This window comes from Leisingera sp. F5, from assembly GCF_001593695.1.
On the sequence record NZ_LUKH01000017.1, the window covers coordinates 21,108 to 47,957 of the forward strand.

The 26,850-nt window shown below is 64.3% G+C and carries 24 protein-coding genes; 12 read left to right on the forward strand and 12 right to left on the reverse strand.

Annotated elements, in window-relative coordinates; genetic code table 11:
* Window positions 1-137: 137 nt before the first annotated feature.
* Genes A2I95_RS13420 through A2I95_RS13435 form a run of 4 tightly spaced genes read left to right on the forward strand, consistent with a single transcriptional unit; the run spans window position 138 to window position 3,726 of the window.
* The gene (locus A2I95_RS13420) at window positions 138-1,049 is read left to right on the forward strand and encodes a siderophore ABC transporter substrate-binding protein (RefSeq protein WP_291730335.1); all 912 of its coding nucleotides are present in this window, start codon (window positions 138-140) and stop codon (window positions 1,047-1,049) included.
* A gap of 52 nt (window positions 1,050-1,101) precedes the next feature.
* Window positions 1,102-2,034, forward strand: coding sequence for an iron chelate uptake ABC transporter family permease subunit (locus tag A2I95_RS13425; RefSeq protein WP_291730422.1), 933 nt, complete (start codon window positions 1,102-1,104; stop codon window positions 2,032-2,034).
* Window positions 2,027-2,971, forward strand: a complete 945-nt coding sequence (locus A2I95_RS13430; protein WP_291730336.1) for an iron chelate uptake ABC transporter family permease subunit — start codon at window positions 2,027-2,029, stop codon at window positions 2,969-2,971. Before A2I95_RS13425 ends, A2I95_RS13430 begins: the two co-directional genes overlap by 8 nt.
* Window positions 2,968-3,726: an ABC transporter ATP-binding protein gene (locus tag A2I95_RS13435; RefSeq protein ID WP_291730337.1), complete on the forward strand. Its 759-nt coding sequence runs from the start codon at window positions 2,968-2,970 to the stop codon at window positions 3,724-3,726. The genes A2I95_RS13430 and A2I95_RS13435 overlap by 4 nt, the downstream gene beginning before the upstream one ends.
* 40 nt (window positions 3,727-3,766) lie before the next feature.
* Here the strand turns inward: A2I95_RS13435 and A2I95_RS13440 are convergent, their stop codons facing one another.
* Together A2I95_RS13440 and A2I95_RS13445 are read right to left on the reverse strand one after the other, a co-directional pair.
* Window positions 3,767-6,181 carry a transketolase gene (locus tag A2I95_RS13440; protein ID WP_291730338.1) on the reverse strand — a complete coding sequence of 805 codons (2,415 nt, stop codon included), beginning with the start codon at window positions 6,179-6,181 and terminating at the stop codon, window positions 3,767-3,769.
* A 10-nt stretch (window positions 6,182-6,191) separates the two neighbouring features.
* Window positions 6,192-7,394, reverse strand: coding sequence for a methionine gamma-lyase (locus tag A2I95_RS13445; protein WP_291730339.1), 1,203 nt, complete (start codon window positions 7,392-7,394; stop codon window positions 6,192-6,194).
* Window positions 7,395-7,508: 114 nt separating this feature from the next.
* Here A2I95_RS13445 and A2I95_RS13450 point away from each other — a divergent pair, with 114 nt between their 5' ends.
* Both A2I95_RS13450 and A2I95_RS42550 read left to right on the forward strand, forming a co-directional pair.
* Window positions 7,509-7,967 (forward strand): Lrp/AsnC family transcriptional regulator, encoded by a 459-nt coding sequence (locus A2I95_RS13450; protein ID WP_291730340.1) that lies wholly within the window; start codon window positions 7,509-7,511, stop codon window positions 7,965-7,967.
* A 299-nt stretch (window positions 7,968-8,266) separates the two neighbouring features.
* The gene (locus A2I95_RS42550; RefSeq protein WP_367151519.1) at window positions 8,267-8,560 is read left to right on the forward strand and encodes a DDE-type integrase/transposase/recombinase; all 294 of its coding nucleotides are present in this window, start codon (window positions 8,267-8,269) and stop codon (window positions 8,558-8,560) included.
* Here A2I95_RS42550 and A2I95_RS13460 read toward each other — a convergent pair.
* The gene (locus A2I95_RS13460; protein ID WP_291730343.1) at window positions 8,494-9,870 is read right to left on the reverse strand and encodes an O-antigen ligase; all 1,377 of its coding nucleotides are present in this window, start codon (window positions 9,868-9,870) and stop codon (window positions 8,494-8,496) included. The genes A2I95_RS42550 and A2I95_RS13460 overlap by 67 nt on opposite strands.
* A 325-nt stretch (window positions 9,871-10,195) precedes the next feature.
* Here A2I95_RS13460 and A2I95_RS13465 point away from each other — a divergent pair, with 325 nt between their 5' ends.
* From A2I95_RS13465 to A2I95_RS13490, 6 genes are all read left to right on the forward strand, one after another.
* Entirely contained in the window at window positions 10,196-11,371 is a 1,176-nt protein-coding gene (locus A2I95_RS13465; RefSeq protein ID WP_291730344.1) for a polysaccharide biosynthesis/export family protein, read from the forward strand.
* Between the two features lie 14 nt (window positions 11,372-11,385).
* A complete protein-coding gene (locus A2I95_RS13470; RefSeq protein WP_291730345.1) occupies window positions 11,386-12,147 on the forward strand; it encodes a metallophosphoesterase family protein in 762 nt (253 codons plus the stop codon).
* Window positions 12,148-12,318: 171 nt separating this feature from the next.
* Window positions 12,319-12,981 (forward strand): hypothetical protein, encoded by a 663-nt coding sequence (locus A2I95_RS13475; RefSeq protein WP_291730346.1) that lies wholly within the window; start codon window positions 12,319-12,321, stop codon window positions 12,979-12,981.
* A 59-nt stretch (window positions 12,982-13,040) separates the two neighbouring features.
* Complete coding sequence (locus A2I95_RS13480; protein WP_291730347.1) at window positions 13,041-15,356, forward strand: GNVR domain-containing protein; 2,316 nt, start codon at window positions 13,041-13,043, stop codon at window positions 15,354-15,356.
* Window positions 15,346-15,849 carry a hypothetical protein gene (locus A2I95_RS13485; protein ID WP_291730348.1) on the forward strand — a complete coding sequence of 168 codons (504 nt, stop codon included), beginning with the start codon at window positions 15,346-15,348 and terminating at the stop codon, window positions 15,847-15,849. Before A2I95_RS13480 ends, A2I95_RS13485 begins: the two co-directional genes overlap by 11 nt.
* Before the next feature lie 146 nt (window positions 15,850-15,995).
* A complete protein-coding gene (locus tag A2I95_RS13490; protein ID WP_291730349.1) occupies window positions 15,996-16,661 on the forward strand; it encodes a sugar transferase in 666 nt (221 codons plus the stop codon).
* Window positions 16,662-16,689: 28 nt separating this feature from the next.
* Here the strand turns inward: A2I95_RS13490 and A2I95_RS13495 are convergent, their stop codons facing one another.
* From A2I95_RS13495 to A2I95_RS13535, 9 genes are all read right to left on the reverse strand, one after another.
* Entirely contained in the window at window positions 16,690-17,373 is a 684-nt protein-coding gene (locus A2I95_RS13495) for a transglutaminase-like cysteine peptidase (RefSeq protein ID WP_291730350.1), read from the reverse strand.
* A 231-nt stretch (window positions 17,374-17,604) separates the two neighbouring features.
* On the reverse strand, window positions 17,605-18,495 hold the full coding sequence (rfbA, locus tag A2I95_RS13500) for a glucose-1-phosphate thymidylyltransferase RfbA (protein WP_291730351.1): 891 nt from the start codon (window positions 18,493-18,495) through the stop codon (window positions 17,605-17,607).
* Window positions 18,492-19,343, reverse strand: a complete 852-nt coding sequence (gene rfbD / locus A2I95_RS13505; RefSeq protein ID WP_291730352.1) for a dTDP-4-dehydrorhamnose reductase — start codon at window positions 19,341-19,343, stop codon at window positions 18,492-18,494. Before rfbD ends, rfbA begins: the two co-directional genes overlap by 4 nt.
* A 54-nt stretch (window positions 19,344-19,397) precedes the next feature.
* Window positions 19,398-20,450 (reverse strand): dTDP-glucose 4,6-dehydratase, encoded by a 1,053-nt coding sequence (gene rfbB / locus A2I95_RS13510; protein ID WP_291730353.1) that lies wholly within the window; start codon window positions 20,448-20,450, stop codon window positions 19,398-19,400.
* A 32-nt stretch (window positions 20,451-20,482) separates the two neighbouring features.
* The gene (rfbC, locus tag A2I95_RS13515; protein ID WP_291730354.1) at window positions 20,483-21,037 is read right to left on the reverse strand and encodes a dTDP-4-dehydrorhamnose 3,5-epimerase; all 555 of its coding nucleotides are present in this window, start codon (window positions 21,035-21,037) and stop codon (window positions 20,483-20,485) included.
* 11 nt (window positions 21,038-21,048) lie between these two features.
* On the reverse strand, window positions 21,049-23,202 hold the full coding sequence (locus A2I95_RS13520; RefSeq protein WP_291730355.1) for a glycosyltransferase: 2,154 nt from the start codon (window positions 23,200-23,202) through the stop codon (window positions 21,049-21,051).
* A gap of 37 nt (window positions 23,203-23,239) precedes the next feature.
* On the reverse strand, window positions 23,240-24,613 hold the full coding sequence (locus A2I95_RS13525; protein WP_291730357.1) for a hypothetical protein: 1,374 nt from the start codon (window positions 24,611-24,613) through the stop codon (window positions 23,240-23,242).
* 44 nt (window positions 24,614-24,657) lie between these two features.
* Window positions 24,658-25,725, reverse strand: coding sequence for an EpsG family protein (locus A2I95_RS13530; protein ID WP_291730358.1), 1,068 nt, complete (start codon window positions 25,723-25,725; stop codon window positions 24,658-24,660).
* Complete coding sequence (locus tag A2I95_RS13535) at window positions 25,722-26,846, reverse strand: phosphotransferase (protein ID WP_291730359.1); 1,125 nt, start codon at window positions 26,844-26,846, stop codon at window positions 25,722-25,724. The genes A2I95_RS13530 and A2I95_RS13535 overlap by 4 nt, the downstream gene beginning before the upstream one ends.
* Window positions 26,847-26,850: the final 4 nt, after the last annotated feature.

Here is a 26,850-nt window from a genome sequence, read left to right on the forward strand (position 1 = left end):
GCATTTTTGTGCGGCCTGCGGCCGGCAGCTGGCACAGCAGCAGCACGGCTGGACTTTTGCGGCGCAGGCGGCTAAGCCGCTCTCGATTTTGAGCAAGCCAACCCCGCCAGCCAAATTCCATCTTAGCAGGATAGAAAATGGCCCATCGGAAGATATTGCAGCTGGCTGCATCAATTGCTGTTGCCCTGACCGGCGCAGCGCAGGCGCAAAGCATTGCGATTGACACCGCGCGCGGCGCGGTCGAACTGACGCAAGCCCCGCAATCAATCGTCGTTCTGGATGCCGCAGCGGCGGACACGCTGCAGGCCCTGCAGGCGCCGATCACCGGTGTCCCGTCCAAGCTGTTTGTCAGCTACCTGCAGGATCTGCAGGACAAAGCCGCGCCGGTGGGCACCCTGTTTGAACCGGATTTTGAAGCCATTGCCATGCTGGCGCCGGATCTGATTGTTGCAGGCGGGCGGTCCTCGGCGCAGGTTGAGGCGCTGGCCGGGATCGCCCCGGCCATCGACATGACAATATGGGGCGAAGACCACGTTGCCCAATCGCTGGCGCGGCTGCGCAGCTATGGCCGCCTGACCGGGCAGGAGGCGCGGGCAGCGGATCTGGAAGCGGCGTTCACCGCCAAGCTGGAGCACACCCGCGCTGCCGTTGCCGGCCGCGGCAATGCAATGATCCTGATGACCAACGGCCCCAAAGTGTCAGTCTACGGCGCGGGGTCGCGGTTTGGATGGCTGCACACCGCGCTGGATCTGCCGGAGGCGGTCGAAAGCGTCGCGGCGCAGACTCACGGCGAGGCGGTCTCGTTCGAGTTCATTGCCGCGGCCAACCCGGACTGGCTGATCGTCATCGACCGTGCCAGGGCGATTGGCCAGGGCAATCAGGCGGCGGCGGTCACCCTGGATAATGCGTTGGTAACGGGGACCACGGCCTGGCGCCGGCAGCAGGTGGTCTATCTGAATGCCGCCAATGTCTATATTGCGGGCGGCGGCATCCAGTCGATGACGGCGACGCTGGAGGACGTTCTGGCCGGGTTTGCGGCAGGTGGCTGATCCTGCCGCCCTGGACAGCCGCGATGCCAGGGGCCGGAATACCCTGGTTCTGATGGGCCTGCTGTTGGGCTTGCTCGCTGCGGTCAGCCTGTTTGTAGGGGTCAACCGGCTGAGCCCGGGGGCAGTGCTGAGCGATCCGCAGGCGTTGCAACTGCTTGCGGTCAGCCGCATTCCCCGCACCGCGGCGGTGCTGCTGACCGGTGCGTCCATGGCGGTGGCAGGTGTCATCATGCAGCTGCTGGTGCGCAACAAATTTGTCGAGCCCGGCACCACCGGCACCAATGAAGCCGCCATGCTGGGATTGCTGGCGGTGACGCTGCTGACGCCTGCGATGCCCTTGTTCGGCAAAATGCTGGCGGCCTCGGCTTCGGCCCTTGCGGGCACTGCCCTGTTCATCCTGCTGGCCCGCCGCATTCCGCCCGAGCGGCCTTTGCTGATCCCGCTGGCCGGGCTGGTTTACGGCGGGATTCTGATGGCTTGCGCAAGTTTCATCGCCATTCAAACCGATCTGCTGCAGTACCTTGGCATCTGGATGAGCGGCGAGTTTTCCGGTGTCCTGGCGGGGCGGTATGAGCTGTTGTGGCTGGCAGGCGGGCTGGCGATGCTCAGCTATTTTGCGGCAGATCAGTTCACCATCGCGGGGCTGGGCCGGAATGTCAGCCTGAACCTTGGGCTGCGGTACGGGCAGGTGCTGGGTTTTGGCATTGTCACCGTTTCGCTGGTGTCGGCGCTGGTGATCGTGACCGTCGGGATGCTGCCCTTCATCGGGCTGGTGGTGCCCAATCTGGTCTCACGGATCATGGGCGACAACCTGCGCGCCAGCCTGCCGGTGGTTGCCGGAACCGGAGCCGGGCTGCTGCTGCTGTGCGATATCCTGGGGCGGCTGCTGCGCTACCCTTATGAGATCCCCGCCGGCACCGTTTTCGGCATCTTCGGCGCTGCGGTGTTTCTGTACATGCTGCTGGGGCGGCGGCCGCATGGCTGACCGGCGGATCCTGGGCCTGGGCTGCTTGCTGGCGGCGGCGGCGGCGCTGTTCCTGTTCTGGGGCTTGCGCGGCCCCACCGCCTATATCCTGGAGCTGCGGCTGGTCAAACTGGCGGGTCTGCTGTCGGTCGGGGCCGCCGTCGGAGTGGCAACGGTGCTGTTGCAGACGATCAGCCATAACCGCATTCTGACACCCGCCTTCATGGGGTTCGATGCGCTGTTCCTGCTGCTGCAGACCGGGCTGGTTGCAGGTCTGGGGGTTGCCGGCAGCAGCCGGATCCCGGCTCTGGCCGGGTTCCTGCTGGACGCCGCGGTAATGATGGGCGCGGCGCTGGTCCTGTTCACCAGCGTGCTGAGCCGGACCCGCCATGACATCCAGCTGATGGTGCTGACCGGCGTGGTTCTGGGGCTGATGTTCCGGACACTCACCGCCTTTGTTCAGCGGCTGATGGATCCGTCCGAATTTTCAATCGTACAGGCCAGAATGTTTGCGCAGTTCGGCGGCATCGACAGCGAATCGCTGGCGGTGGCCCTGGGGCTGATGATGCTGGCCTTTCTGTGGCTTTGGCGCAATCACGCGGTTCTGGATGTGGCCGCCCTGGGCCGGGACACCGCGCGCAGCCTGGGCGTGGCGCATGACCGGCTGCAGCTGAAAGTGCTGTGCATCATTGCCGTGCTGGTATCAGTGTCGACGGCGCTGGCCGGGCCGATTGCCTTTCTGGGGCTGCTGGTGACAAGCCTGGCGCACAGCCTGATGCGGACTCACCGCCATGCGCTGCTGCTGCCGGCCGCGGCGCTGATTTCCGCGCTTATCCTGGTGGCGGGCCAGACCGTGTTCGAACGCCTCCTGATGCTGCAATCCACCCTGGCCGTTGTCATCGAGTTTTGCGGCGGCTTGTTGTTCATGTTCCTGCTGGCAAAGGGGAAAATCCGGTGATCAAAATAACGGGCCTCAGCTATGGCCATGGCGCGAAACCCATCCTTGACGGGATTGATGCGGAGATCCCCGCAGGCCGGATCACCGCCCTGATCGGTCCCAATGGCGCGGGCAAGTCAACCCTGCTGAACCTGATCGCGCAGCAGCTGGCCCCCAGCCGCGGGTGCATCAGCCTGGACGGTTTGGACGCGGCCCGGATTGCCCCCGGCCAGCTGGCCCGTAAGATGGCGGTTGTGGCCCAGAACCTGACCGTGGCCAGCCGGGTCCGGGTCAAAGACCTGATCGGCTTTGGCCGCTGGCCGCACAGCCAGGGGCGGCTGACGGCAGTAGACCACGCAGCGATCGGGGATGCGATTGAGCTGTTCGGCCTTGCCCCATTGCAGCAACGGTTCCTGGATGAGCTGTCTGGCGGGCAGCGCCAGCGCGCCTTTATTGCCATGGCTTATGCCCAGGACACCGGCTGGCTGCTGCTGGATGAGCCGTTGAACAACCTGGACCTGCACCACGCCCGCAATCTGATGGCGCAGCTGCGCCGCCTGGCCGAACAGCGCGGCAAGGGCATCGTGATCGTTGTGCATGACCTCAACTATGCCATCAGCTGGTCCGATCACGTGGTGGCGCTGAAGGACGGGCGGGCCGTCTTTCAAGGACCGGTGAATGAGGCTGCCAGCGCTGCCAGCCTGACGGCGCTGTACCAGACACCTGTGGCCATTACCCGGATCGGCGGCCTGCCGTTTGCGCAATACCACCGTTAGTGGCGGATGCAGGCGCTGGGGCGGGACCGCTTGATCAGCGTCAGCCGTGGCTGACCGGCATCAGCGCCGCCTTGCGGCCCGCTGTCAGACCATCGATGGATTTGACGATTGCCTCCCTGTCGATCCGGAAATGGCGGGACAGATCGCCGATTGTCCCGGTCTGGCCAAAGTGCTCCACCCCGTGCGGGACCGTCTTGTGCCCGGCCACGGCGCCAAGCCAGGCGAGGGTTGCCGGATGGCCGTCGATCACGGTGACCAGGGTGCAATGGGCAGGCAGATCCCGCAGCAACTGTTCGATATGCGAGAGGGCAGCCGGATTGCCGCGGGCGCGTTCCCGCTGGGCGGCGGTCCAGCCTGCATTCAAACGGTCCGCTGAGGTGACGGCCAGCACGCCGATATCCCGCCGCACGCCGCCGATCATGCCGGCGGCGGCAATCGCCTCGTCCGCCACCGCGCCTTGATAGGCGATCACAACCGAACAATTGGGTCCGGGCTTGCGCAGCCAGTAAGCACCGTCGATGGCGCCTTGGCGGAAATCATCATCGGCGCGTGTGCCCGGCTGTTCCAGCGGTTTGGTGCTAAGCCGCAGATAGACCGACCCGCCGGTCTCATCCCTGAGCCAGGTCCGTTCGTCCGGGTCGCCGCCGCCATCCCGCTGCAAATAGCCAAAGGCCCATTCCATGATCACCGCCAGTTCATCGGCAAAGGCGGGTTCAAAGGCCGCCAGCCCGTCCTGGCTCATGCCGATCAGCGGTGTGCTGATGGATTGATGCGCGCCGCCCTCGGGCGCAAGCGTCACCCCCGACGGCGTGCCTGCGATCATGAAGCGCGCATCCTGGTAACAGGCATAGTTCAGCGCATCGAGACCGCGGCAGACAAATGGGTCATAGACCGTGCCGACCGGGATCACACGTTTGCCCCAAAGGCTGTGCGCCAGCCCTGCCGCCCCCAGCAGCAGGAACAGGTTCATCTCGGCAATGCCCAGCTCCAGATGCTGGCCTTCGGGGGCAAAGTTCCACTTGGCGGTGGAGGGAATGCGGTGCTCGATAAAGGCATCGGCCTGCGCCTCGCGGGCAAACAGCTTGCGCCGGTTGACCCAAGGCCCCAGCCCGGTGGTGCCGGTCACATCCGGCGAGGTGGTCATGATCCGCTGCGCCAGTTCGCTGTCCCCGCGCGCCAGCGCATCCATGATTTTGCCAAAGGCCATCTGGGTCGAGATTTCGCGGGATGTATCCACTGCCACAGCAGGCACCGTTAGCGGAGCCTCGGAGTACCGGCGCGGACCTTCGGAAAAGAATGGGACGCGGCCAAGGAATGCCTGCAGCGCGGGTACATCGGCAACTGTTGTAAAAGGCTCCCATTCCTGGCCGTCCGGCACTCCCATATGGGATTGCCACTCGGCCATCTGGGCCTTAGTCATCAGCCCGCCGTGGTTGTCCTTGTGACCGGCAATCGGCGTGCCCCAGCCCTTGACCGTATAGGCCAGGAAACAGACCGGGCGCTCGTGGTCTATGGCGGCGAATGTATCCGCCATGGTCTCCACGCAGTTGCCGCCGAGGTTTTCCATCAGCGCGGCCAGTTCCGCATCATTGCGGCGGTCTATCAAAGCGGTGACCGCGCCCTGGTCGCCCTGGTCGCCCTGGTCGCCCTGGTCGCCCAGGTCATCCAGCAGCCGCTGGCGCCAGACCGCACCGCCCATGTAGGTCAGCGCCGAGTACTCCTGGTTCGGGCAGGCGTCGATCCAGGCACGCAAGGCCGCCCCGCCTGGCTCTGCGAAAGCAGCCCGCTGCAGGGCGCCGTATTTCACCCGCACCACATCCCAGCCGAAGGCATCGAAAATCTTCTCAATCCGCTCGAACAGGCCTTCGCGCACGATCCCGTCCAGCGACTGGCGGTTATAGTCGATGATCCACCAGGTGTTGCGCAGGCCGTTTTTCCAGCCCTCCTGCAGCACCTCATAGACATTGCCCTCGTCCAGCTCCGCGTCACCCGCCAGCGCCACCATGCGGCCCAGCCTGGTTCCGGTGCCCCAGTCCTTGGCCGCGATGAAATCCTGAACCATGGACGCCAGCGCGGTGATGCCGACACCCAGCCCGACGGACCCGGTGGAGAAATCCACGTCGTCCACATCCTTGGTCCGGCTGGGATAGCTTTGCACCCCGCCAAAGCCGCGGAAGTTTTCCATCTTTTCGCGGGTTTGGCTGCCCATCAGGTATTGCATCGCGTGAAAGACCGGCGAGGCATGCGGTTTCACCGCCACCCGGTCCTCGGGCCGCAAGGCCGAGAAATACAGCGCTGTCATGATCGACACCATCGAGGCGGAGGAGGCCTGATGCCCGCCCACCTTGATCCCGTCCGGATTGGGACGGATGTGGTTGGCGTTGTGGATCATCCAATGCGACAGCCACAAAAGCCGCTGCTCAATGGTTTTCAGATGGGTCAGATCCGGGCGCATGGCGTTCTCCTTATTCGGCGGCGTGCTGCACCGGGGCGGGCAGGGCCTGCGCCAGATCAGCCAGAATGTCCTCGACCTCTTCCAGGCCGACGGACAGGCGGATCAGCCCGTCGCTGATGCCATGTTCGGCGCGCTCTTCCGGCGTATAGGTCGAATGGGTCATCGAAGCAGGGTGCTGGATCAGGGTTTCGGCATCGCCCAGCGACACCGCGCGCTGGATCATTTGCAGACCGTTCATCAAGGCAATGCCGCCGGCCAGCCCGCCTTCGACCTCAAAGGCGATCATCGCGCCGGGCTGGTCCATCTGGCGTTCCGCAATGTCATGCTGCGGGAAGCTTTTGAGGCCTGGGAAGTGCATCGTGCGAACCGCCGGATGGGCGGCGAGGAAGTCTGCCACCACCTTGGCCGAGGCGCAGTGGCGGTCCATCCGCAGGTTCAGCGTCTTCAGACCGCGCAGGATCAGCATCGCATTGAACGGCGCCATCACCGCGCCGGTCATGTCCTTCATGCCGACCAGACGGATTTCGGCAATCTGCTCGGCGCGGCCCGCAACCAGCCCGGCCACCACATCGCCATGGCCGCCGAGGTATTTGGTGGCGGAATGCAGCACAATATCCGCGCCCAGCTCAATCGGCCGGGTCAGATACGGGGTGGAATAGGTGTTGTCGACCACCAGCTGGGCGCCGGCAGCATGGGCGATTTCTGCCGCCGCGGCGATATCCACCAGCCGCATGTTGGGATTGGCCGGCGTTTCAAAGTAGACCACCCGCGTCTTGCCGGAGACCGCCTTGCGCAGGTTGTCCAGATCGCTCATGTCGACATGGGTGATGGTGACGCCCCATTTCGCCAGCCCGTGGCGCATGAAGGCAAAGGTGCAGCCATAAAGCGTCTTGTCGACGATGACCTCGTCCCCTGGCGACAGCAGCGTCCACAGCACAGCGGTCACCGCCCCCATGCCGCTGGCCAGCGCCAAGCCCGCTTCTGCCCCCTCCAGCGTGGCGATGCGCTGCTCCAGCAGATCGCAGGTCGGGTTTGAGATACGGCTGTAGATATGGCCCGCGCGCTCCCCCGCAAACATCTCGCCGCCTGCCTCGGCAGTCTCGAATGCAAAGGTCGAGGTAAGGTGCAACGGCGGCGTCAATGCGCCCTCGTGATCCTGCGGGTCATAGGCATGGTGAATGGCGCGGGTGGCAAAGCCGTTGGGGCGGGTCATGGCTGTCTCCTCAATCTTATTTCAGCCATAATACGCCGTATTGAAGGGTAATGTATTGCGAAGTATGCTTCAATGAATGTAATTATTGGCAGATACTGCCAATACGGGGTCCTCATGGATAACAAGGACAGACAGATCATCCGCGCCCTGCAGCAGGACGGGCGGATGACAAACCAAGAGCTTGCCGAGGCGGTCAACCTGTCCCCGTCGCCGTGCCTGCGGCGGGTCCGGAACCTGGAGGCCAAGGGGATTATCCGCGGTTACAGCGCCGATGCAGATGCCGCCGCCTGCGGGCTGGCGATCACTGTCTTTGTCCGTATCCGCCTGGAACGGCATAACGAAACGGACGTTCAGAACTTCGAACGGCGGATGCAGATGATCGAAGAGGTGCTGGAGTGCCACGTGCTGACCGGCGCAATGGACTATCAGTTGCGCGTTCTGGTGCCTGACCTGGAAGCCTATGAAAATTTCATCCGCCACCGTATTCACCCGATTGGCGGCATCGCATCGATCGACACCAGTTTTGTCTACGGCACCGTGAAACGCACCGCAGTCTTTCCCTTGTCTGAATGAGCCCGGGCTCTCCGGGTCAAATAACGGGGAACTTGGTCCTATTGCTCCCTGTGCAAGGCTGTCGCTAAGGCACAATAAAGTTAATGTGGCGGTCTGTGCTAAATGCGACATGGCGGCATGGCTGATACCCGCCTCTATCGCTGTCACCGTTTCCCGCCTGACGTGATTGCTTACACTGTCTGGCCGTATTTCCGGTTTGCCTGAGCCTGCGCATGGTTGAAGACCTTCTGTTGGAGCGCGGCATCATCGCGGCACATCAGGCAGTGCGGGCGGGGGCGGAAAAATTCGGGTGGTAGTTCTTGAAAACGATCCGTCTCCGGTCAGTTGTCAGGCTCGGCGGCAAACAGCATCTGGACGAAGTTGTCATCTCGATCGGAGGCGGCAAGCATTGGCCTTGGCGGGCCGTTGATCAGGAGGAGTTCGTGCTGGATGTGCTGGTTCAAGCCCGCCGCGAGCGGCAGGCCGCCCTTGGGCTGAAGCGGAAGCTGTTGTCTCGGCAGTGCCTTTCGCCACGGGTTTTGCTGGATCACTGGCGCTGCGGGGTTTCCAGGACCGAGATGGCGCAGCCGGCGCCCAGCAGGGTGGCGGAATAATAGGCGATGCCGGGGATTTGCAGCGGGAAGTCCACCAGCGAATGGGTTGAGACAAAGGCCAGTGCGCCCAGGGTCAGCACCGGGATAGCGCGCAGGGAGCGCCGCCGCCGCAGGCCGGTGAGGCAGCTTTTCAGAATCAGCCGGAGGCTAAGGGCCAGCAGCAGCAGGGCGGCAGGCAGGCCGAACCCCAGGATGAGTTCAAGATAGGAGTTATGGGCCCTGTGCCAGCTGCCTTCGGTGCCAAGGCAGGCCGGATCCCGGTAGCCGGGAAACACTTCGGCAAAGGTGCCAAAGCCGGTGCCGGTCCACAGGTTGTCCCGGATCGCAGCCAGCGTGCCGGCCCAGGCGCACCAGCGCGGATCACGGGCGGCGCCATCAAGCCGCGAGAACACCGGCTCGCCGAACAGGACCAGCAGCAGGCATCCGCCGCCCAGCACCAGCAGCACCCGGCCGGCCCGGCCATGCCGCTGCGCTTGGGCCGAGATAATGGCCAGGCACAGAACCAGCAGCGGCAGGCTGAGCAGGGTGCCGGCCCGCGACCGGGTTGCGATGATGGCGGTCAGCACCGCAAACAGCAGCAGCCAAAGCGCCGGCTGCACAAGATTGATGCGGGCAGGGGAGGGGGCCGGGCCGGGCCACCGCAACCGGGGCGCGGGTTTGAGGATCTGAAGGCTGCCGACCAGGGCAAAAGCCGTGAGGCCGAAAAACGAGGCGGCTGCATTGCGGTTCACAAACACGCCGGAAAAGCTGCCGTGGCTGACCGGGTAGCTGGTAAAGACCTGTGCCTGGGGAAAAAACACCTCAAGCACAATGGACAGCAGCACAATGGCGGCGCCGGTCAGGGACAGCATGATCCAGACGCGCTTGGCGGAGCGGGGGGACTGGCACAGGATCAGGGTGCAAAGAAAGACCAGGCCGGGCAGGATCAGCGCCGGCAGCGCCGCCAGGGTGCGCAACGGGTTGACGGAGAGATAGCCTGCGCCGAGATCCAGCGCGGCGCCGGCCTGCTGCCAGACCGGGTGGGTTAGCGGGCCGATGGGCAGCGGAACTATCTGCAGCCCGCCCCAAAGCGCTGCCAGAGCCAGGATCAGCGCGGTGCCTTGCATCAGGGGGCGGATGCCGGCGGAAAGTGGCCCGGCCGGCAGGCAGAACAGGGCCAGCAGCGCCGCCAGGCCTCCGGTTATCTGCGTATAGGGCGGGGAAACCGAGCCGTTGAACAGCGCCGCCAGGAACAGGACAGCTGTCAGACCGGCCCGGCAAAAATCCCGGTAGCGGTGCGGAGAGAGCGCATAGGCGGATTTTTGCAGCACGTTTACACCGCCCGGCCGGCCGGCAGCGGGATCACCCTGCGATAGCGGAGTAGTAGTAGCTTTGCCGGGCAGCTGCGGGGCAGAGAGGTTTCAGCGGGACAGTAAACTTGGACAGATAGCATGGGGGAGAGTCTGGTGATTGCAGAATTGAGTTAAAATATTGCGAAACAAATGCACGCATTGAGGTTATACAACTCAATCCGCAAATGAATCATAAAATTTTATTAGAACTCTTTATTTTTGTCAATCTCTGCTAGAAAGGCCGTCAGGGTGGTATGCACACAGCCTGTGCAAAATGCTTTGGACGCGTAGAATTGAGAACCCGATGATTTGCAAACGAACCCTTGGCCTGTTGCTTGTGCCTCTTGTTGCGGGCGGGTGCAGCTTTCTGCCCCGCAACGGCCCGGATGAGACCGCGATACTGGAAAAATCCTCCAGTCATTTGCAGGCCGAAGACGCGACGCTGGGCTATAACTATGTGGTTGTTGATGTGAACCGGGAGGTTATCCCGTTTGTCACCAAGGACGACAGCAGCTCGTTTGCGACCTTTGGCGCCAGCAGCGCCGAGGTGCCGAGCATCCGGCTGGGCGCGGGCGATGTGATACAGATCACCATTTTCGAGGACCAGTCGGGCGGGCTGTTCATCCCCAAGGAAGCCGGGGTGCGGCCGGGCAATTTTGTCACCCTGCCAGCCCAGGAAATCGGCCGCGACGGCATGATTTCGGTGCCCTATGCGGGCAAGATCCGGGCGGCCGGCAATACCCCCTCGGCGGTGGAGGATATCATCGAGCGCCAGCTGGAGGAGAAAGCAATCAACCCGGCGGTGACAATCGAGGTGGTTGAGGCGAATTACCCGCGCGCCTCGGTGATCGGCGAGGTGGAGGAGGCCGGCGTGTTCACCCTGCGCAACAGCGGCGACCGGGTGCTGGATCTGGTCGCCCAGGCGGGCGGCATCACCGGCGAGGATCACGAGACGTTTGTCACCCTGTCGCGCGGGCGGCAAAGCGCCAAGATCGCCTATGAGGCGCTGACAGCCAATCCGCGTGAAAACGTCTTTGTGGCGCCGGGAGACAACATCAATATCTCCAGCGAGAGCAAGAAATTCTATGCCTTCGGCGCCACCGGCACGGTGGGGGAATTCACCTTTGGCGCGGCCACCGTGGATCTGAACGGCGCGGTTGCCCAGGCGGTCGGCCTGGATGACAACCAGGCGGACCCGGCGCATGTGTTCATCTACCGCACCGAGCACCGCCATGCGCTGAAGGAGATGGGTGTGGATGTTTCCGGATTTGAACAGCACGATATTCCAACGGTTTACCGGGCCAATTTCCGCAAGCCTGACAGTTTCTTCATGGCCCGGAATTTCGACGTGCGGGACGGGGATGTGGTTTATGTCTCCAATGCCGACTCGGTTGCGGTCAGCAAATTCTTCGGGCTGGCGACCACGATTTCGGGCGATACAGTGCAGATCGACGGCGATCTGTCGAACCTGTCCAATTAAGGCGGGCGCGCTTCATGCATGGGTTTTTCAATCGGTTCCGCAATAAAGCAAGCAGGCGCCAGGACGCGGCGTTTGCCCCCCTGGCCCCGGCAGAAGATTTTGTGGCGGTGGGAGACATTCACGGCTGTTATGATCTGCTGGGCCGGCTGCTGGACCGGATTGCGGTGCGGCCGGACTGCGGGCGGCTGGTGTTCCTGGGCGATTACATCGACCGGGGCGAAAGCAGTGCTCAGGTGCTGCAGGCGCTGCACGGGATGCAGGCCGGCGATCCGGAGGTGGTCTGCCTGCGCGGCAACCACGAGGACATGCTGCTGGGGTTTCTGGACGATCCGCTGGGCGAAGGGCCGGGCTGGCTGCGGCATGGCGGCCGCCAGACGCTGGCCAGCTTTGGCATTGAAGCGGTGCATGCGGGGATGCCGGAACTGAACTGGATTGCGGCGCGCGAAAGTTTGCAAAACAGGCTGGGTGCCGGGCTGATCAGCTGGATCCGCGCCCTGCCGGCCTATTGGCAGAGCGGCAACCTGACGGCGGTGCATGCGGGGGCGGACCCGGCCCGGCCAATGGAGGCGCAAGAGGATTACGATCTGGTTTGGGGCCACAGCAATTTCGGGCGGGTGCCGCGCCAGGACGGGGTCTGGATTGTCCATGGCCACACGATTGTTGAGGATGTGCGCACGCAAGGCGGCCGGATTTGCGTGGATACCGGTGCTTTTGCAACCGGGAAGCTGAGTGCGGTTGCGGTTCGCAATGACGGTTTTGAGGTTTTGACCGCCTGACCGTCTGGGGAGGGCCGGGAAAGAGGCATAAGTGCAATTTTTCGGGGATTTAATTCAAAGCGCATCAGTCCGGCAGGTTAGGGTGGTTATTTATACACGCAATAGGTGCATCCATTGAAAGCAGGCGCGCGGACCTGTCCGCGCCGTGAATTGGGCATTTGAGGTCATGATATGAGTTTTGCGTTTTCTTCAGGAGCCCGTCAGGTGCTGGCGGCCGGGTTTGTTGCAGCCATTGCAGTGTTTCCGCCGCCCGCTTCCGCGCAGACGGCGGAAGGCGCGGTCAGTGCAGGCGGCGCAGACGGGGCAAGTGGCGCGGGCCGGGCGGAAAACCCGCCTCTCCGGGTGGAGGCAAGCCCGGCGGCGCTGGCGCTGTTCCTGGCCGATCCGGCAGGATTTCTGACCCAAGAGGATGATCTGGCGGCACTGATTGCCTCAGTCGCCCTGACGGATCCGGGCACGGCGGCCAGGATTGCCGGCCTGGCCTCTGCGGAGGGGGTCAGCGCCGAGCAGGCCGCGGCCGTTGGCGCAGGCCTGGCGCAGGCCGCAAGCCAGATGACGGCGGAAGGGAATTTTCAGCAGGGCGCGGCCATCCTTGTGGCGGTTGCGCAATCTCCCTCTGCCGGGCTGGCGGCGGGGTTCACTGCCGCTTCGGGGGATGTGCAGACAGCGGCCACAAATCCCGCTGCGCCAGGGGCGCCCGGCGCCGGGCTTGGGGCCGCGGATGCGGCGGCGGGCGGCGGCGCGGCGGATATCGGCGGCGGTGCTGCGGCAGCAGGCGGCACGCCGGCCACCGGCACCGGGGTGCCGGGCGGCGCTGTCAGCCCGGCCGGCTAGGTGGTTTCCGGGCAAGAGCTGCGTTTGCGGACAGCCGTTTGTCAGTATTCAGGTGCCAAATGCAAAAGATGACCCATGAACCGATGCGGGTGCCGCAGACGCCGGACGGCGGCGGGGCGCAGGACGACGGTCTTGACCTGATGCGGATCTTTGCGGTGGCGCGGCGGCGCTGGCCGGTGCTGCTGCTGGGGCTGGTCTGCGGGCTGATGCTGGGGGTTGCCTATGTGGCGACGGCAACGCCGGTCTACACCGCCTCGGCCCATATCAGCGTCGGCTCTGCGGATGCGGAAAACGCCCGCGAACTGTCGGGGGTGTCGGGGGTCCGGCTGGACGAGGACCAGATCACCACGGAAATCCAAGTGCTGCGGTCCGAGCAGATCGCGGCGCGGGTGGTTGCCGCGCTGGACCTGGTGCAAAATGGCGAATTACTGAGCGAACCCACGACCGGCCCGGGGCGGCTTGCTGAGGGGGTGAAAGATCTGCTGCGGCTGGCGGCGGCAGCGGCTGTGTCCTGGATGCAGGACGCGCAGCCCGCCATTCCGCTGACGCCGCAGGAACTGGCGGAAGCCGCCCGGCAGGATGCCGTCAGCCTGCTGCGGGACAATGTTTCCGTGCGCCAAGTGCAGCGCAGCCGGGTTCTGCAGATCACCTATACCTCGGTCTCCCCGGCGCTGTCGGCGCGGATCGCCAATGCGGTTGCCAATGCCTATATCGAGGATCAGCTGGCCTCGAAATACGAGGCGACCCAGCGCGCCACCAACTGGCTGAAGGAGCGGTCGGACCAGCTGCGGCTGCAATCTGGCCTGCTGGACAAGGCGGTCGACAGCTTCCGGCGCGAAAACAATCTGGCAGGGGCGGGCGGCGATCTGTCGTCGGATATCGAGCTGGAGCTGCTGAACAAGCAGGTGGCGGATCTGCGGGCGGAGCTGCTGGCGCTGCAAGCCCGCAGCAACCGGCTGAATGAGATCGTCACGCAGAATGACACCTCGGCCTTTGTCAGCTCAACCGCGAGCCAGTCGATCACCGCAAACCTGCGCAGCCAGTATCTGGAGACCTTGCGGGACTTTAACTATCTGCGCAGCAGCCTGGGCGCCGATCACGCGCAGACCCGGCGGCGCCAGCGCGAGCTGATCCAGCTGGAAGGGCTGATGTTCGAAGAGATCAAACGTTCAGAAGTGGTGGCCCGCAATGATGTGCATGAAGCCCGCGAGCAGCTGGCCAGCCTGGAAGCCGCGCAGGCGGTGGCCGCCGAACAGCTGGGGGCGGACAACACAACCCTGGTTGAGCTGCGCGAACTGGAACGCAATGCCGAGACCGTGCGCAGCCTTTATACCAGTTTCCTGCAGCGCTATCAGCAATCGCTGCAGGAGCAGAGCTTTCCGGTGTCGGATGCGCGGATCCTGAACCCGGCGCGGGTGCCTGAATACCCAAGCTCGCCGCAGCTGGCAAAGATCACGGCCCTTGCCGGCATTCTTGGGGTCTTGCTGGCGGCGGGCTGGAGTGCTGTGCGGGAGGCGGTGGACACGAGGCTGCGCACGGAAGATCAGATCAGAGAGATCCTTGGGCTGGAGTTCCTGGGCGGGCTGGAGAAGATTGCGGCACCGCGGCACCAGCCGGAGGCGGGGGACCTGCAGCTTAACCGGCGGGAGGTGCTGTTTCCCGGCATCCTGCGCTATGGCGCGGACAAGCCGCTGTCGGGGTTTGCGGAGACGCTGCGCACCGGCAGGATGAGCCTGACGCTGAAGGCGCCGCAGCGCGGTGCCAGCCAGATCATCGGAGTGGTGTCCTGTTTTCCCGGCGAAGGCAAAACAACCGCCGCCGCCAATTTCGCGGCCCTGCTGGCGGCGCAGGGCGCCTCTGTCATGCTGATCGACGGCGATTTGCGCAATCCGGGCCTGACCCGGTCGCTGGCGGGCGGTATTGAGCAGGGCCTGGCGGATGTGCTGCTGGACGGCGCGGACTGGCAGGATGTGCTGTGCGTCGAACAAGAGACCGGCGCCCATATCCTGCCGAACCGGCCGGGCCGGGCGGTGCATACCGGCGAGCTGCTGGGCGGCCCGGCGATGGAGCATCTTCTGGCCGCCTGTGCGGCGGTTTATGACTGTGTGATTGTCGATCTGCCGCCGCTGGGGCCGGTGGTGGATGCGCGGGCGGTTCTGCACAATCTGGACGGGCTGTTTTTTGTCGCCAAATGGGGGGCCGCCGATGTGAACCATGCCGCCGCTATCCTGGACAGCGATCCGCGGCTGCACGGCAAGTGCTATGGTGCCTTTCTGAATATGTTCGACGCGAAAAAGGCCTCTGCCTATGGCAGTTGCGAGGGGTCGTCTTATGGCTACGGGAGGGCCTACGCCCGCTATTACCATGACCGCTAAGGCCCTGCTGCTGGCGCTGGCGGCCCTGTGCGCAGGGCTGCAATGGCAGGGTTTGCGCAGCCATTTGAACCACCAGGCGCATCACCGTCTGGCCGCAGAGGCCGGGGCCGGGCGGCTGGCGGCGGCGGACAGCAGACTGGTGGCGGCGCTGCTGGCTGCGCCAGCCGGTGCGGCAGCGGTGTTTGATCCGCATCTGCTGCGCAGCAAAGCGGTTCTGCAGTTATACGCGGCGGATCTGATTGCGGCGGCAAAGGGGCTGGACCCGCTGCTGCCGGCGCCGGACCCGGAGGCCGTTGCAGCCCGGAAAGCCGCTCTGCGCCAGCTTGAGGCGGCGCTGGTCCGGCAGCCGCTTGACGGGGATCTTTGGCTGCGCCTGGCTGTGATGGGCCGGGCTCTCGGCCTGCCGGAACGGCAGCTGGAAACCTATCTGGAACGCTCAAGACTCTCCGCCCCGCACGAAGGCTGGATCCTGAGGCGGCGGGACGCGTTTTAGATTAATAACAACTCACGAATGTTTAACTGTGACAATTTTCAGAATCAATTGACACAATTTTGACTCAATACATAATTGCCTAATGTTTATTCGTTCGATTTTGGCGAATGGTTAAATTTCTGTTAAGCCTTAGGTGTTGAAGTTAAATGTTTGACATTGAAGTCCCAGAACGGGATCTGCCTGGTAATTCAGTCCGTTCGCCGCGCCGCAGCACGCTGTCCGGCCTTCCGTTTGCGGGGGTCAAGCGCCTGTTTGACTTGGTTGTCAGCAGCGGGGTCCTGCTGCCGCTGGCCCTGATGTGCGCTGCGGGCCTGCTGCTTCTCAACCCGTTTTGGAACCGGGGGCCGCTGCTTTATTCGCAGCTGCGCATGGGGCGGGGCTGCCGCCCGTTCACCGCCTATAAGTTCCGGACAATGCGCCCTGCGCCAGAAATCCGCCGCACTGCTGATTGCCCGCTGGAAGAAGAGCGGATCACCCCGCTTGGCCGGTTTCTGCGCCGTGCCCGTTTGGATGAGCTGCCGCAGATTATTAATGTTTTGAAGGGTGATATGAGCCTGATCGGGCCGCGCCCGGACTATATTCACCATGCGCGCCGGTTTCTGGCCGACGTGCCGGGATACCAGGAGCGGCATGCGGTGCGCCCGGGTATCAGCGGCTGGGCCCAGGTGGAGCTGGGGTATGTCGAAGGCATTGATGCCACGCGGATCAAGGTGCGTGCCGATCTGCATTACATCGCGAATACGGGTTTTGCTATGGAGGCCCGCATCGTGTGGCGCACCCTCAGCGTGATCGCGCGGCGCGGCGGCGCCTGACGCCGGTGCGGACCTGCGGCAGCGGGGCTCAGGACAACCCGCCTCCGGCTTGCGGCGCGGCAACCGAATACCAGGCTTTTGGGTCTGTTTCCGATTGGATTTTCAAAAACCGGTATCCGGTTTCCCGCCAGGGCCGGATTTCATTTGTGAGATTGTCCAAGGCAAAATCCCCGCCGCGAAAACGTGCAATCAATACGGCATGGCCGGCGCCTTCCGGTGTCAGCACAGTTGCCAGCCGGAGAGATTTGGATGGCCAGCCTGAATTCATTAATCTTTTACGCTTTTGAAGTGCATAATCTTCGCAATCGCCCCGTACCGCATTCAGCAGCCATTCATCGGCAATTCCCTGTGCGGTGCCGTCTGTTTGGGGGGTGATGTCCCGGTTTACCGCCAGATTGATCCTCACCAGCTCGGCCAGCTGCGCCTGTGCGGAGCGGGCAGGCTGCGGGTTGCCGCCGCGCACTGCGCATTGGCCAGGGTGGCGCAGGCAGAAACGGGCATGGGCCAGGGGCGGCAGTACTTGCCCGGACAGCGGCACCTGGGCAGCAGGCATTTGCGCAGGCGGCAACGGCTGAACGGCGGCGGCGGAAGTGGCCAGCGCCGCTGCCATCAGGCAGGCGGCCAGCACCCCATGGATACCGGGCAGCAGCCGCTGCCGCATGCGGCGGCTGCTGCCCTGCCCAGGGCGGGTTTCGGTTTGCCGCTGTGCCATTGCGTGCTCCTCGCAGAATAAATCCGGTCGAGAACAGGCCTATTGGCGCAATCGGGAATGGCTGCGGGGCCGCTGTGGCTAGAAAATGGCTCTTGTTTTCAATTTATTAAGAATGCCTATCAAGTCCTTACCCGCGCACTTGCAAACGGTGCGCCCTGCGCCGCGCAGCGGCGCCGGGCCCAACCGGAAGAGGCTATCTATGATAGCGGATAACGGGCGGGAGCCTGCCGCCTATTTCAGCAGCCCTTCGAGGTAGGCGCCATAGGCGTTTTTGGCGAATTTCTCTGCCCGTGCCTTCAGCTGGGCCGCATCAATCCAGCCCTGGCTGTAGGCGATCTCCTCCAGGCAGCCGGTCTGCAGCCCCTGGCGTTCCTGCAGGGTGCGCACGAAATTGCCCGCATCCAGCAGCGAGCCATGGGTGCCGGTATCCAGCCAGGCATAACCGCGGCCCATGGTTTCAACCCGCAACGACCCTTCCTCCAGATACATTTGCAGCAGATCGGTGATCTCCAGCTCGCCGCGCGGCGACGGCGCGACCCGCCGGGCCCGTTCCGGCGCCGTGCCATCCAGGAAGTAAAGGCCCGTCACCGCATAATTCGAGGGCGGCACTTCAGGTTTTTCGATGATCTCGCGGGCGCGGCCCTCGCCGTCGAACCCGACCACGCCATAGCGTTCCGGATCCGCCACGTGATAGCCGAACACGGTGCCGCCCGCGGTCTGCCCGTCGGCGGCGGCGAGAAGGTCCGGCAGACCATGGCCAAAGAAGATATTGTCGCCCAGCACCAGCGCCGAGGGCGCGCCCGCCAGAAACTCCTCGGCCAGGATAAACGCCTGCGCCAGCCCGTCGGGCGAGGGTTGCACCACATAAGTGAGCTCAACCCCCCACTGGCTGCCGTCGCCCAGCAGGCGGGTGAACTGCTCCTGGTCCTGCGGCGTGGTGATCACACAGATCTCGCGGATGCCCGCCAGCATCAGCACGCTGAGCGGGTAATAGATCATCGGCTTGTCATACAAGGGCAGCAGCTGCTTGGAGACCGCCATGGTGATCGGATAAAGCCGGGTGCCTGAGCCGCCCGCCAGAATGATGCCTTTGCGACCCGCGCCGGGCTTGCCGTCAGTCATGCCAATTCTCCCAAATCTTTCAGAACCTCAGTCAGCCCCATCCGCCAGTCCGGCTGCGGGATGCCGAAAACCGCCTCCAGTGATGTGCAATCGAGACGTGAATTCAAGGGCCGCGCCGCAGGCGTCGGATAAGCGGCGGTTGGAATATCTTCCACATCGCACTCCACGCCCGCGCGGGCTAAAATCTCGCGCGCAAAGCCTGCCCAGCTGGTCTCGGGCGCGCCGGCAAAATGATAGGTGCCGGACTTGCCCGGCTCCTCCCTCAGCTGCCGTGCGATGGCCAAGCAGGCCGCGGCGATGTCCCGCGCCGGCGTCGGCGCGCCGATCTGGTCGGCAACGACGGTCAGCCGCACGCGTTCTTTCCCAAGCCGCAGCATGGTTTTGACGAAGTTACCGCCATGCGCCGAGACCACCCAGGAGGTGCGCAAGGCCGCATATGCGCCGCCCGCCGCGCGCACCGCTTCCTCGCCTGCCAGCTTGGAGCGGCCATAGGCGTTCAAGGGCGCGGTGGCATCTTCGGGCTTCCAGGGTGCTTCGCCGCTGCCGTCAAAGACGTAATCTGTGGAGACGGTGACAAAGGGAATGTTCAGCGCGGTGCAGGTCCGTGCCATGGCGCCAGGAGCATCGCCATTGATGATCGTGGCCAGCGCCTCTTCCTCTTCCGCTTTGTCGACGGCGGTATAGGCAGCGGCATTGATCACCGCGGCAGGCGCATGGGCGCGGATGGCCGCCGCGCAAGCGTCCGGATCCGACAGATCCGCCTGACCGCGGCCCAGGCAAATGACGCCGTCATAGGCCGCCAGTTCGCGGGCCAACTGGCCGGTCTTGCCGAAAACGAGAATGCTCATAGGGTCTGCCCCGCTCCGTTTCATCTTTTCCCAACTACTCCAGCTGGAAAGCCTTCACTTGCCGGTGCCCAGCCGCTGGCCGACGCCGTCGCGGTCCTGCAGGGCACGCCACCAGGTCTCGTTGTCGAGATACCATTGCACCGTGCGTTCCAGGCCTTCCTCAACCGTCACCGAGGGCCGCCAGCCCAGCTCGTCGCGGATGCGGCTGGGATCAATGGCATAGCGCGCATCATGGCCCGGGCGGTCCGTGACAAAGGTGATCTGGTCCTTGTAGGACGCGCCGTCGGCGCGCGGCCGCTTGCCGTCCAGGATTTCGCAAAGCGTCTGCACCAGCTCCAGGTTCGAGCGCTCATTCTCGCCGCCGATATTATAGCTGCGCCCCAGCGCGCCCTTTTGCACCACCAAGAGGAGGGCGTCGGCGTGATCTTCCACATACAGCCAGTCGCGCACGTTGGAGCCGTCGCCGTAGATCGGCAGCTCTTTGCCCGCCAGCGCATTCAGGATCACCACCGGGATCAGTTTTTCCGGGAAGTGATAGGGGCCGTAATTGTTGGAGCAATTGGTCAGCACCACCGGCAGGCCGTAGGTTTCGGCCCAGGCGCGCACCAGATGGTCGCTGGCGGCCTTGGAAGCGGAATAGGGCGAGCGCGGATCATAAGCCGTGTCTTCGGTGAACATCACCGCGGGGTCGGCAGGCAGGCTTCCATAGACTTCATCGGTCGAGATGTGATGGAATCGGAAGCCTTCCGGCTTGCCGGCCGCGGTCCAGTATTTCCGGGCGGCTTCCAGCATCTGATAGGTGCCGGTGATATTGGTCTCGACAAAATCGCCCGGCCCGTCGATCGAGCGGTCGACGTGGGATTCCGCCGCCAGATGCATCACCGCATCGGGTTTGTGGGCCTCAAACACGCGGTCCAGCGCGGCGCGGTCGCGGATGTCGGCTTGCTCAAAGGCATAAAGCGGGCTTTGTGCGGCCTCGGCCACATTCGCCAGGCAGGCGGCATAGGTCAGCGCATCCAGGTTCACCACCTGATGGCCGCGGCTGATTGCCAGCCGCACCACTGCCGAGCCGATAAAGCCGGCCCCGCCGGTTACCAGTATCTTCATGCCGCGCCTCCGGCTGAGTGTGTTTTCATCATTTATCCTTCCCAGCCAAAGGGGCTGTCGAAATCCGCCAGCGCGGGCGCGCTTTTGTCTTTCTCCGACAGGACAGGCGCGCCGTCAAATCCCCAATCGATGCCGCAGCTGTCCCAGGCCACCGCGCCGTCGCAGTCGGGCGCGTAATAATCGGTGCATTTATAGATCACCTCGGTGTCCGGCGCGCGGGTCAGGAAGCCGTGCAGGAAACCCTTGGGCACCAGCAATTGCTTGCCGTTTTCTGCGCTCAGCTCAATACCGAACCATTTGCCGTAAGCGGGCGAGCCTTTGCGGATGTCCACCGCCACGTCGAACAGGACGCCCTGGCCGCAGCGCACCAGCTTGTCCTGGGCATGGGGCGGGGATTGGAAATGCAACCCGCGCAGGGTGCCGGTCTGGGCTGAGACAGAATGGTTGTCCTGCACGAAGTCCAGATCGATACCATGTTCGGCCAGCCGCTGCCGGTTCCAGCTTTCGCTGAAAAAGCCGCGCGCGTCGCCGAACCGTGCCGGTGTCAGCACCTTCAGCCCCGGCAGCCCTGTTTCGTCTATCTGCATCGCCTCTGACCTCATGTCTTCTGTGTGTCCGCCTGCATCAGGCCGAAGTACTGCTGCCCGATCCGGTCCCATCTGTAGCGCCGCCGGGCAACGTCGCACAGGGCTGCTGCTGCGGCGGTATCGTCAAACCCGCTGGATATCAACTCTGCCAGCGCCGCGGAGGAGGTGAAAAAGGCGGCCTGCTGTTCGGTGGTGAAGCGGTTGAAGCTGCAATCATAGGCTAGAATCGGCAGGTTGAAATGCATCATCTCGACCAATGCGGGGTTGGTGCCGCCGGCGGAATGGCCGTGCACATAAAGCGACGCCTGCGCGCGCAGATGGCAAAGCGCGCCGGGGTCGTAAACCGGGTCCAGCAGATGCAGCCCGGGATGGCCGCCAAACTGCGCCCGCAGCCGCCGCCCGAAGGCGCTGTTGTTCCAGTTGCCGGCAAAGACCAGCGGCTGCCCGGCCTGGGCAAAAGCCGTCAGGATCATTTCGGGGTTGTTTTCAGGCTCGATCCGGCACAGCGCCAGCGCATAGCGGGCCGGCAGTGCGGGATCATCGCAGCCGGCCGTGCCAAGGGCGGCAAGCGCGTGGTCCCCGCCATAGGCGATGACTTCGGCGGTGATGCCGTAAGTTTCACGCAAGTAATCGGCAATGCCCTGGTTGTCGGCAATCACCTGATGCGACCAGCGCACGGCAAGCCCTTCGGACCAGTGCAGGAAATGGCGGGCGGGCCCTGCCCATTTTGCCCGCTCCCATTCGATCCCGTCGACATTGGTAATGATCCGCGCCTTTGACACCAAGCGGATCAGCGGCAGCACACAGGCGCCCGAAACCCCCAGCAGCAGCAGCACGTTATGGCCGCGCCGCACCGCATCCAGCGCCGTCACGGCATCATAGAGGATGCTTTGGATGCCGTTGGCGTTCAGCCGCGAATAGCGCAGCCGGGCGTTCAGGAACCGGGCCGGGCGGGCGGGGTAGGCACGCGCGCTGCAATAGACAGTCAGGTCAGCGTCCTTGCGGCGTTGCGCCATGGAATAGCGCACCAGGTTTTCCGCCAGCGTTTCAAACCCGCCATAGCATCCCGGCACACCAACCGTGCCGAGAATGGCGGCTTTGATCTGCGGGGCTGGGGACGTCTTTTGCGGCGCGAGGCCTGCCAGAAACCGCGTCTTGAACTCCTCCAGGGTAAAGCGGGCCTCGTATTGCGCCCGGTTCTGGCGGGCGCCATCGGGGCCAGCCTCTGCCAGTTTGGCCGCCAGCGCCAGTGCCAGCGCTTCGGCATTGCCCGGCGCCACCAGCGTGCTGGCGGTGCCCTGCAGCGCCTCGGGCAGACCGCCGGTATCCGAGGCCGCAATCAGGCAGCCCGCGCGCAGCGCCTCCAGTGCGGTGGTGGGAAAGGGATCGGCAAAGAGCGAGGGGATGCAGGCGGTTTTGCTTTGCGCAAAAAAGGCGGCGGCGTCCGGGCGTTCGCCCAGGTAGTCCAGCTGCAGATGGGCAAAGCCCGCAAATGTACCGGGCGGCAGGGTCTCGCCCGGCAGGCAGCCGCCCAGGATCAGGATTCTGGTGCCATGGTGCCGGGGCGTGTCCAGCTGGCGCAGGGCGTCCAGGAAGACATAAAACCCCTTTTTCGCCGTTAGCCGCCCGACAAAGGCGATGTCCCAGCGGCGGATTTCCTCCATGGCGGCGTTGCCTGTGTCCAGATCGGGAATGCCGTTGTGAATGACCTGCACCCGCGTGGCGTTTTCCAGCCCCCAGGAATCCTTGATGGCCTGCGACACCACGATGACCCGCAGGCCGGACAGCCGTATTGCCGCCTTCAGCAGCCAGGCCGCGGCCGCTCCGGGGGCGGTTTCATGCAGATGCAGAAGGCAGCGGCGGCGCGACATGCGGGCAATCAGGGCTGCGGGCAAGGTGGCGAACGTGTTGCAATAGAGGGTCCGATGGCGGGGAAAGCGCTTGCGCAGCAGGGTGGCAAAACGGACAGAGTTGCGGACCGTCTTGACCAGGCTTTTGAACGGCGCCTGCCGGAACTCCCGCATCACCAGGATCGGCAGGTCCGCGCGAGCGGCATAGCGGGCGGCGGGGGCGTTGCGTTCCACCGCCACCAGCGCATCCACCGGATATCCGGCCTCTTCCAGAAAGGTGATGATGAAACGCCCGATGCGGGAGGATCCGTACATGTCGGACACGGAGTCGAGAAACAGGACCGGCGCGGTTTTATCTGTCTGAGGGGCGGGACCGGGTGCGGCTCCCGGTACGTTTTCCGCCGTTTTCCGCGCAGGCCGCCAGGAGGGCTTCAATGATCTCATCAACAATGTGTTCAATATCCCTATCAACATTGACCGCCGCAAAATGGCGGTTCTCGCGGGCCATCTGCAGCAGCAGTTCCACCTGTCTGGCGGTTTCCTGAAGCTCGAGTTCCGGCTTTCTGTGGTGCAGCAGCTCTGACGGGCCATGCAGCGCGAAGATGATGGCGGGCTTGGGCGCGAGACGTTCGATCAGCCGCAGCAGCCGCGCCGGAACCGCCATGCGGTAGCGCAGCTGGTCAAGGCGGATGTCATTGAGAAACCGGTCGAAAATCACCAGATCCTTGCGGATCATCCGGGGCAGGACCACCAGGAAATGCCCCAGGATGTAATCGCAGGCAAAGTACAACAGCCGCGCCAGCGACACCGCCCGCCCATGCGGCACCACATCATGCGGGTTGGGGTTTTCCTGTATCTCAGCCGCCGGGTTCCAGAATTTGAGCCGCCCCGGCGCTGGCAGCAGACGGGGGCGCCAGTACAGAAGGGTCACGCCGTGAAACACCGGTGACAGCCTTTTGTGCAGCGCGGCGATCAGGGTGGATTTGCCGGAGCCGTCCGGCCCCAGAAACGCAATGCTGCAACCCACCGGCTGCCGGATCCGCTGCAGGTGCCGCCTGAATTCCTGCGCCCACGCAATCAGGCGGCGGCGCAGCCCCATGCGGGCCCTGCCGTAGCCTGCCAGCTGCCGCCGCAGCATAGCGCGCTTTTCCGGCAGCCGGCCTGCGGCTGCGGCCTCAACCGCGTCCAGAATGACGGGGGCAAAAGCGGATTTGAAGGCGCCCATATCCACGGCGGCGTGCAGCTCCCGGATCCGGGCGGCGCGGTAGGTCCGGTTGTCGTTCTTCAGCACATGCCGGACCGCCAGATAGGCCAGCTCGGATTGCGGCGGCAGGGTCCAGAACATCCCGTTATAGACCCTGTTGCGGGCGATTTCCGCGTGGCGCAGCACCTCGCCGGTGCGGAAGGAGCCATAACCCGCCATGATGTCCAGCTTCAGCATCACCCGCCCGGCACTGCCGCGCAGGACCAGCGTATAGGCGCGGCTGCAGGTGCCGGACCAGATATCAAACAGCAGCAGCAGACCGTTATCCTGCGCGAAGTCCCGCACCAGCCTGGCGATCAGCGGCCCGTCGCCGGGGGCGGCGGAGATATCCACGTCCAGATCATATTCCGGGTTCTCGGCCGACAGGCCGGACAGCACGCAATAGGACACGCCGTGTTCCTCCAGGCAGGCAAAGAACCGGAGCAGAAGCTGGTCGCGTTGCGGCAGGCTGATGCCGTTCATGTCAGCTCCTCAATGCGGCGTTGCGCCCGGGGGCGGGCGCCGGTTCAGTAAAATTGCAGGACATTGCGCGGCCCCCAGATCAGGATTGTTCCCGCGGCCAGCATCAGGAAAAAGGCAAAGCCGCCGACAGCAAACAGGACGTCCTCGCGCAGCACCCGCCGCAGGAACAGTGCCAGGAACAGCGGCTCCATCATCTGGGCGGGCAGGTAGATCCGGTCGCGGAACAGGACATTGTCCCAGAACAGCGCCGCCAGGATCAGCAGCGCCAGGTAGTAGCGCAGCAGCAGCCTTTCGGTGTTTTGCAGCCGCCGCCATTCCAGCAGCGCGCCAAGGAGCACCAGAAGCGGGATTGCGTGCTGCGGTTTCAGCGATGCGTTTTCATAGGCGAATTGCCCGGTGGCGGCGTAATGCTGGTAATCCTCGAACCGCTCGATCCAGGGGGCGGCGCTTGCGGACACATAGGGAAAGAGCAGAAACAGGGCCGCGGCAGCGCAGATCAGGGCGCCAGCGGACAGCACTGTGCGCCGGGCGCTGGACAGATCCGCCGCGGACAGGAACAGCACATGCCCCAAAGCGGAATAGTGAACCCCGCCGCCGGCCAGCGCCAGGGCGAAAAAGCTGCGTGTGCGCCCGGCGGTGACCAGGATCAGCGTGGCATGCAGGATAAGCGCTGCCGCTAGGCCGTTGCGCAGGATCAGGATGTTCACGGTCCAGAACACCGGCGAGGCGCAATAAAGCGCAAAGGCAAAACCGGCCAGACGGGGATTGAAGCGGGCAAAGCTAAGGTAGACAATCAGATTGGCGGCGAAGGCGCTGAAAAACAGGTAGAACGTGCCGTCGGTGCTGATGCGGCGCAGCAGGCGGATGGCGGTGATATAGGCGGTCTCGACAAAGCTTTCGAACCGTTCGGGGTGGCTGTACATCTCCAGATAGATCCGGGTGTCGGCGCCAAGCTGGACATCGCGCCAGCTGACCGCCAGCGAGACCAGGATGACAACCGGCAGGCTGACCAGCAGCTGCCCCGGCCGGCCCCTGACCTGCAGCGCCGCCAGGGACGCGAGGCCGGCTGCCAGGACGATGGCAAAATAGATCAGATGCACTTGCGCGATCATGCGGCGTCCTGCGCAGGCGCTGCCAGCAGGCGCTGCAGCATAACGGGGCTGGCAGGGCAGGCATTGCCCCGGAAAATCCGGTCCAGAAGATAGGCGGTCAGCAGGAAGCGGGCGCCCTCGGGTGATTGGTGATGCCAGCGCGCCTGCATCTGGCGCAGCAGCGGGACGGGATCGCCGCAGGGCGACGCGGCGCCGGTGCTGAGCAGGAAATGCAGATGGTCCCAGCCAAGCGGCTGGCGGGCCGAAAGCTCCCAGTCGAAGACATAGAGGCGGGAGCCGGCGGCGGCGCAGTTCCAGGGGGTGAAGTCGCCATGCGCCAGGGCGGCAGCCACCGGGCTGCGGGTAAGGATACTGCGCAGCGCTTCCAGGCCGCGGGCGGCCAGACCGGTTTGCGCCGGCAGCAGGGAGTTTGATGCCGCGGCGTGCTGCTGCTGCAGGCTGTGAAGGTAGGAACCGCTGATCTCTGCTGCCGTTTTTGCCGCCATTTCGTCCAGAAAGCCGAAATGGCATTGGTGCAGGGTGCGGGCCGGTTTGAAACCGGGGCGGGCCTCGTCGCTGCAGATATACGCCCGGCGGGGGCCGAACCGGGTGTATCCCAGCACGGATGGCAGCAGCGCCGACGACAGGTCCAGCTTGCGGGCGGATTGCAGTGCCCGCACCTCCTTTGCGATCAGCGTGCCGGCATGGGGCGAACAGGCCAGCTTCAGATAGGCGTTTTCGCGGCTGTGCGCGCAGCGCAGCTGCACTGTTATCTTGCGCTCGGGCCCTGGCGTGCCCGAGAAGAACGCCGCCGATGGCCAGCTGTGCAGGCAGGATGCGCGCGCGCACATCTTCAGATAGATGCGGTTGCGGGTCCAGACCGGGCGCAGCCCCGCGCCGTTGAGCGCCAGCACGGCGGATTTCGCCAGCCGCGCGCGGCGCGACATCGGCGTCAGCATCCGCAAAGCATCTGCCACTGCCGTGCGCCCCAGAAGCGGCACCAGCAGCCAGCGCTGCACGCTGTTGGCCCTGAGCACGGCAAAGGCGGTGGCGCCGGGATCCGCGGCGCCGCAGGGGCTGATGCCCAGCAGCCCCAGTTCTTCGATGAAGCCGGCAAAGCCGGGCTGCGCGACGGGAAACATGCGG

Coding starts and splice junctions, on each gene's coding strand:
- A2I95_RS13420 (WP_291730335.1), top strand. CDS start 138: ATGGCCCATCGGAAGATATTGCAGCTGGCTGCATCAATTGCTGTTGCC.
- A2I95_RS13425 (WP_291730422.1), top strand. CDS start 1,102: ATGGGCCTGCTGTTGGGCTTGCTCGCTGCGGTCAGCCTGTTTGTAGGG.
- A2I95_RS13430 (WP_291730336.1), top strand. CDS start 2,027: ATGGCTGACCGGCGGATCCTGGGCCTGGGCTGCTTGCTGGCGGCGGCG.
- A2I95_RS13440 (WP_291730338.1), bottom strand. CDS start 6,181: ATGCGCCCGGATCTGACCCATCTGAAAACCATTGAGCAGCGGCTTTTG.
- A2I95_RS13445 (WP_291730339.1), bottom strand. CDS start 7,394: ATGACCCGCCCCAACGGCTTTGCCACCCGCGCCATTCACCATGCCTAT.
- A2I95_RS13450 (WP_291730340.1), top strand. CDS start 7,509: ATGGATAACAAGGACAGACAGATCATCCGCGCCCTGCAGCAGGACGGG.
- A2I95_RS13465 (WP_291730344.1), top strand. CDS start 10,196: ATGATTTGCAAACGAACCCTTGGCCTGTTGCTTGTGCCTCTTGTTGCG.
- A2I95_RS13470 (WP_291730345.1), top strand. CDS start 11,386: ATGCATGGGTTTTTCAATCGGTTCCGCAATAAAGCAAGCAGGCGCCAG.
- A2I95_RS13475 (WP_291730346.1), top strand. CDS start 12,319: ATGAGTTTTGCGTTTTCTTCAGGAGCCCGTCAGGTGCTGGCGGCCGGG.
- A2I95_RS13480 (WP_291730347.1), top strand. CDS start 13,041: ATGCAAAAGATGACCCATGAACCGATGCGGGTGCCGCAGACGCCGGAC.
- A2I95_RS13485 (WP_291730348.1), top strand. CDS start 15,346: ATGACCGCTAAGGCCCTGCTGCTGGCGCTGGCGGCCCTGTGCGCAGGG.
- A2I95_RS13490 (WP_291730349.1), top strand. CDS start 15,996: ATGTTTGACATTGAAGTCCCAGAACGGGATCTGCCTGGTAATTCAGTC.
- A2I95_RS13495 (WP_291730350.1), bottom strand. CDS start 17,373: ATGGCACAGCGGCAAACCGAAACCCGCCCTGGGCAGGGCAGCAGCCGC.
- rfbA (WP_291730351.1), bottom strand. CDS start 18,495: ATGACTGACGGCAAGCCCGGCGCGGGTCGCAAAGGCATCATTCTGGCG.
- rfbD (WP_291730352.1), bottom strand. CDS start 19,343: ATGAGCATTCTCGTTTTCGGCAAGACCGGCCAGTTGGCCCGCGAACTG.
- rfbB (WP_291730353.1), bottom strand. CDS start 20,450: ATGAAGATACTGGTAACCGGCGGGGCCGGCTTTATCGGCTCGGCAGTG.
- rfbC (WP_291730354.1), bottom strand. CDS start 21,037: ATGCAGATAGACGAAACAGGGCTGCCGGGGCTGAAGGTGCTGACACCG.
- A2I95_RS13520 (WP_291730355.1), bottom strand. CDS start 23,202: ATGTACGGATCCTCCCGCATCGGGCGTTTCATCATCACCTTTCTGGAA.
- A2I95_RS13525 (WP_291730357.1), bottom strand. CDS start 24,613: ATGAACGGCATCAGCCTGCCGCAACGCGACCAGCTTCTGCTCCGGTTC.
- A2I95_RS13530 (WP_291730358.1), bottom strand. CDS start 25,725: ATGATCGCGCAAGTGCATCTGATCTATTTTGCCATCGTCCTGGCAGCC.
- A2I95_RS13535 (WP_291730359.1), bottom strand. CDS start 26,846: ATGTTTCCCGTCGCGCAGCCCGGCTTTGCCGGCTTCATCGAAGAACTG.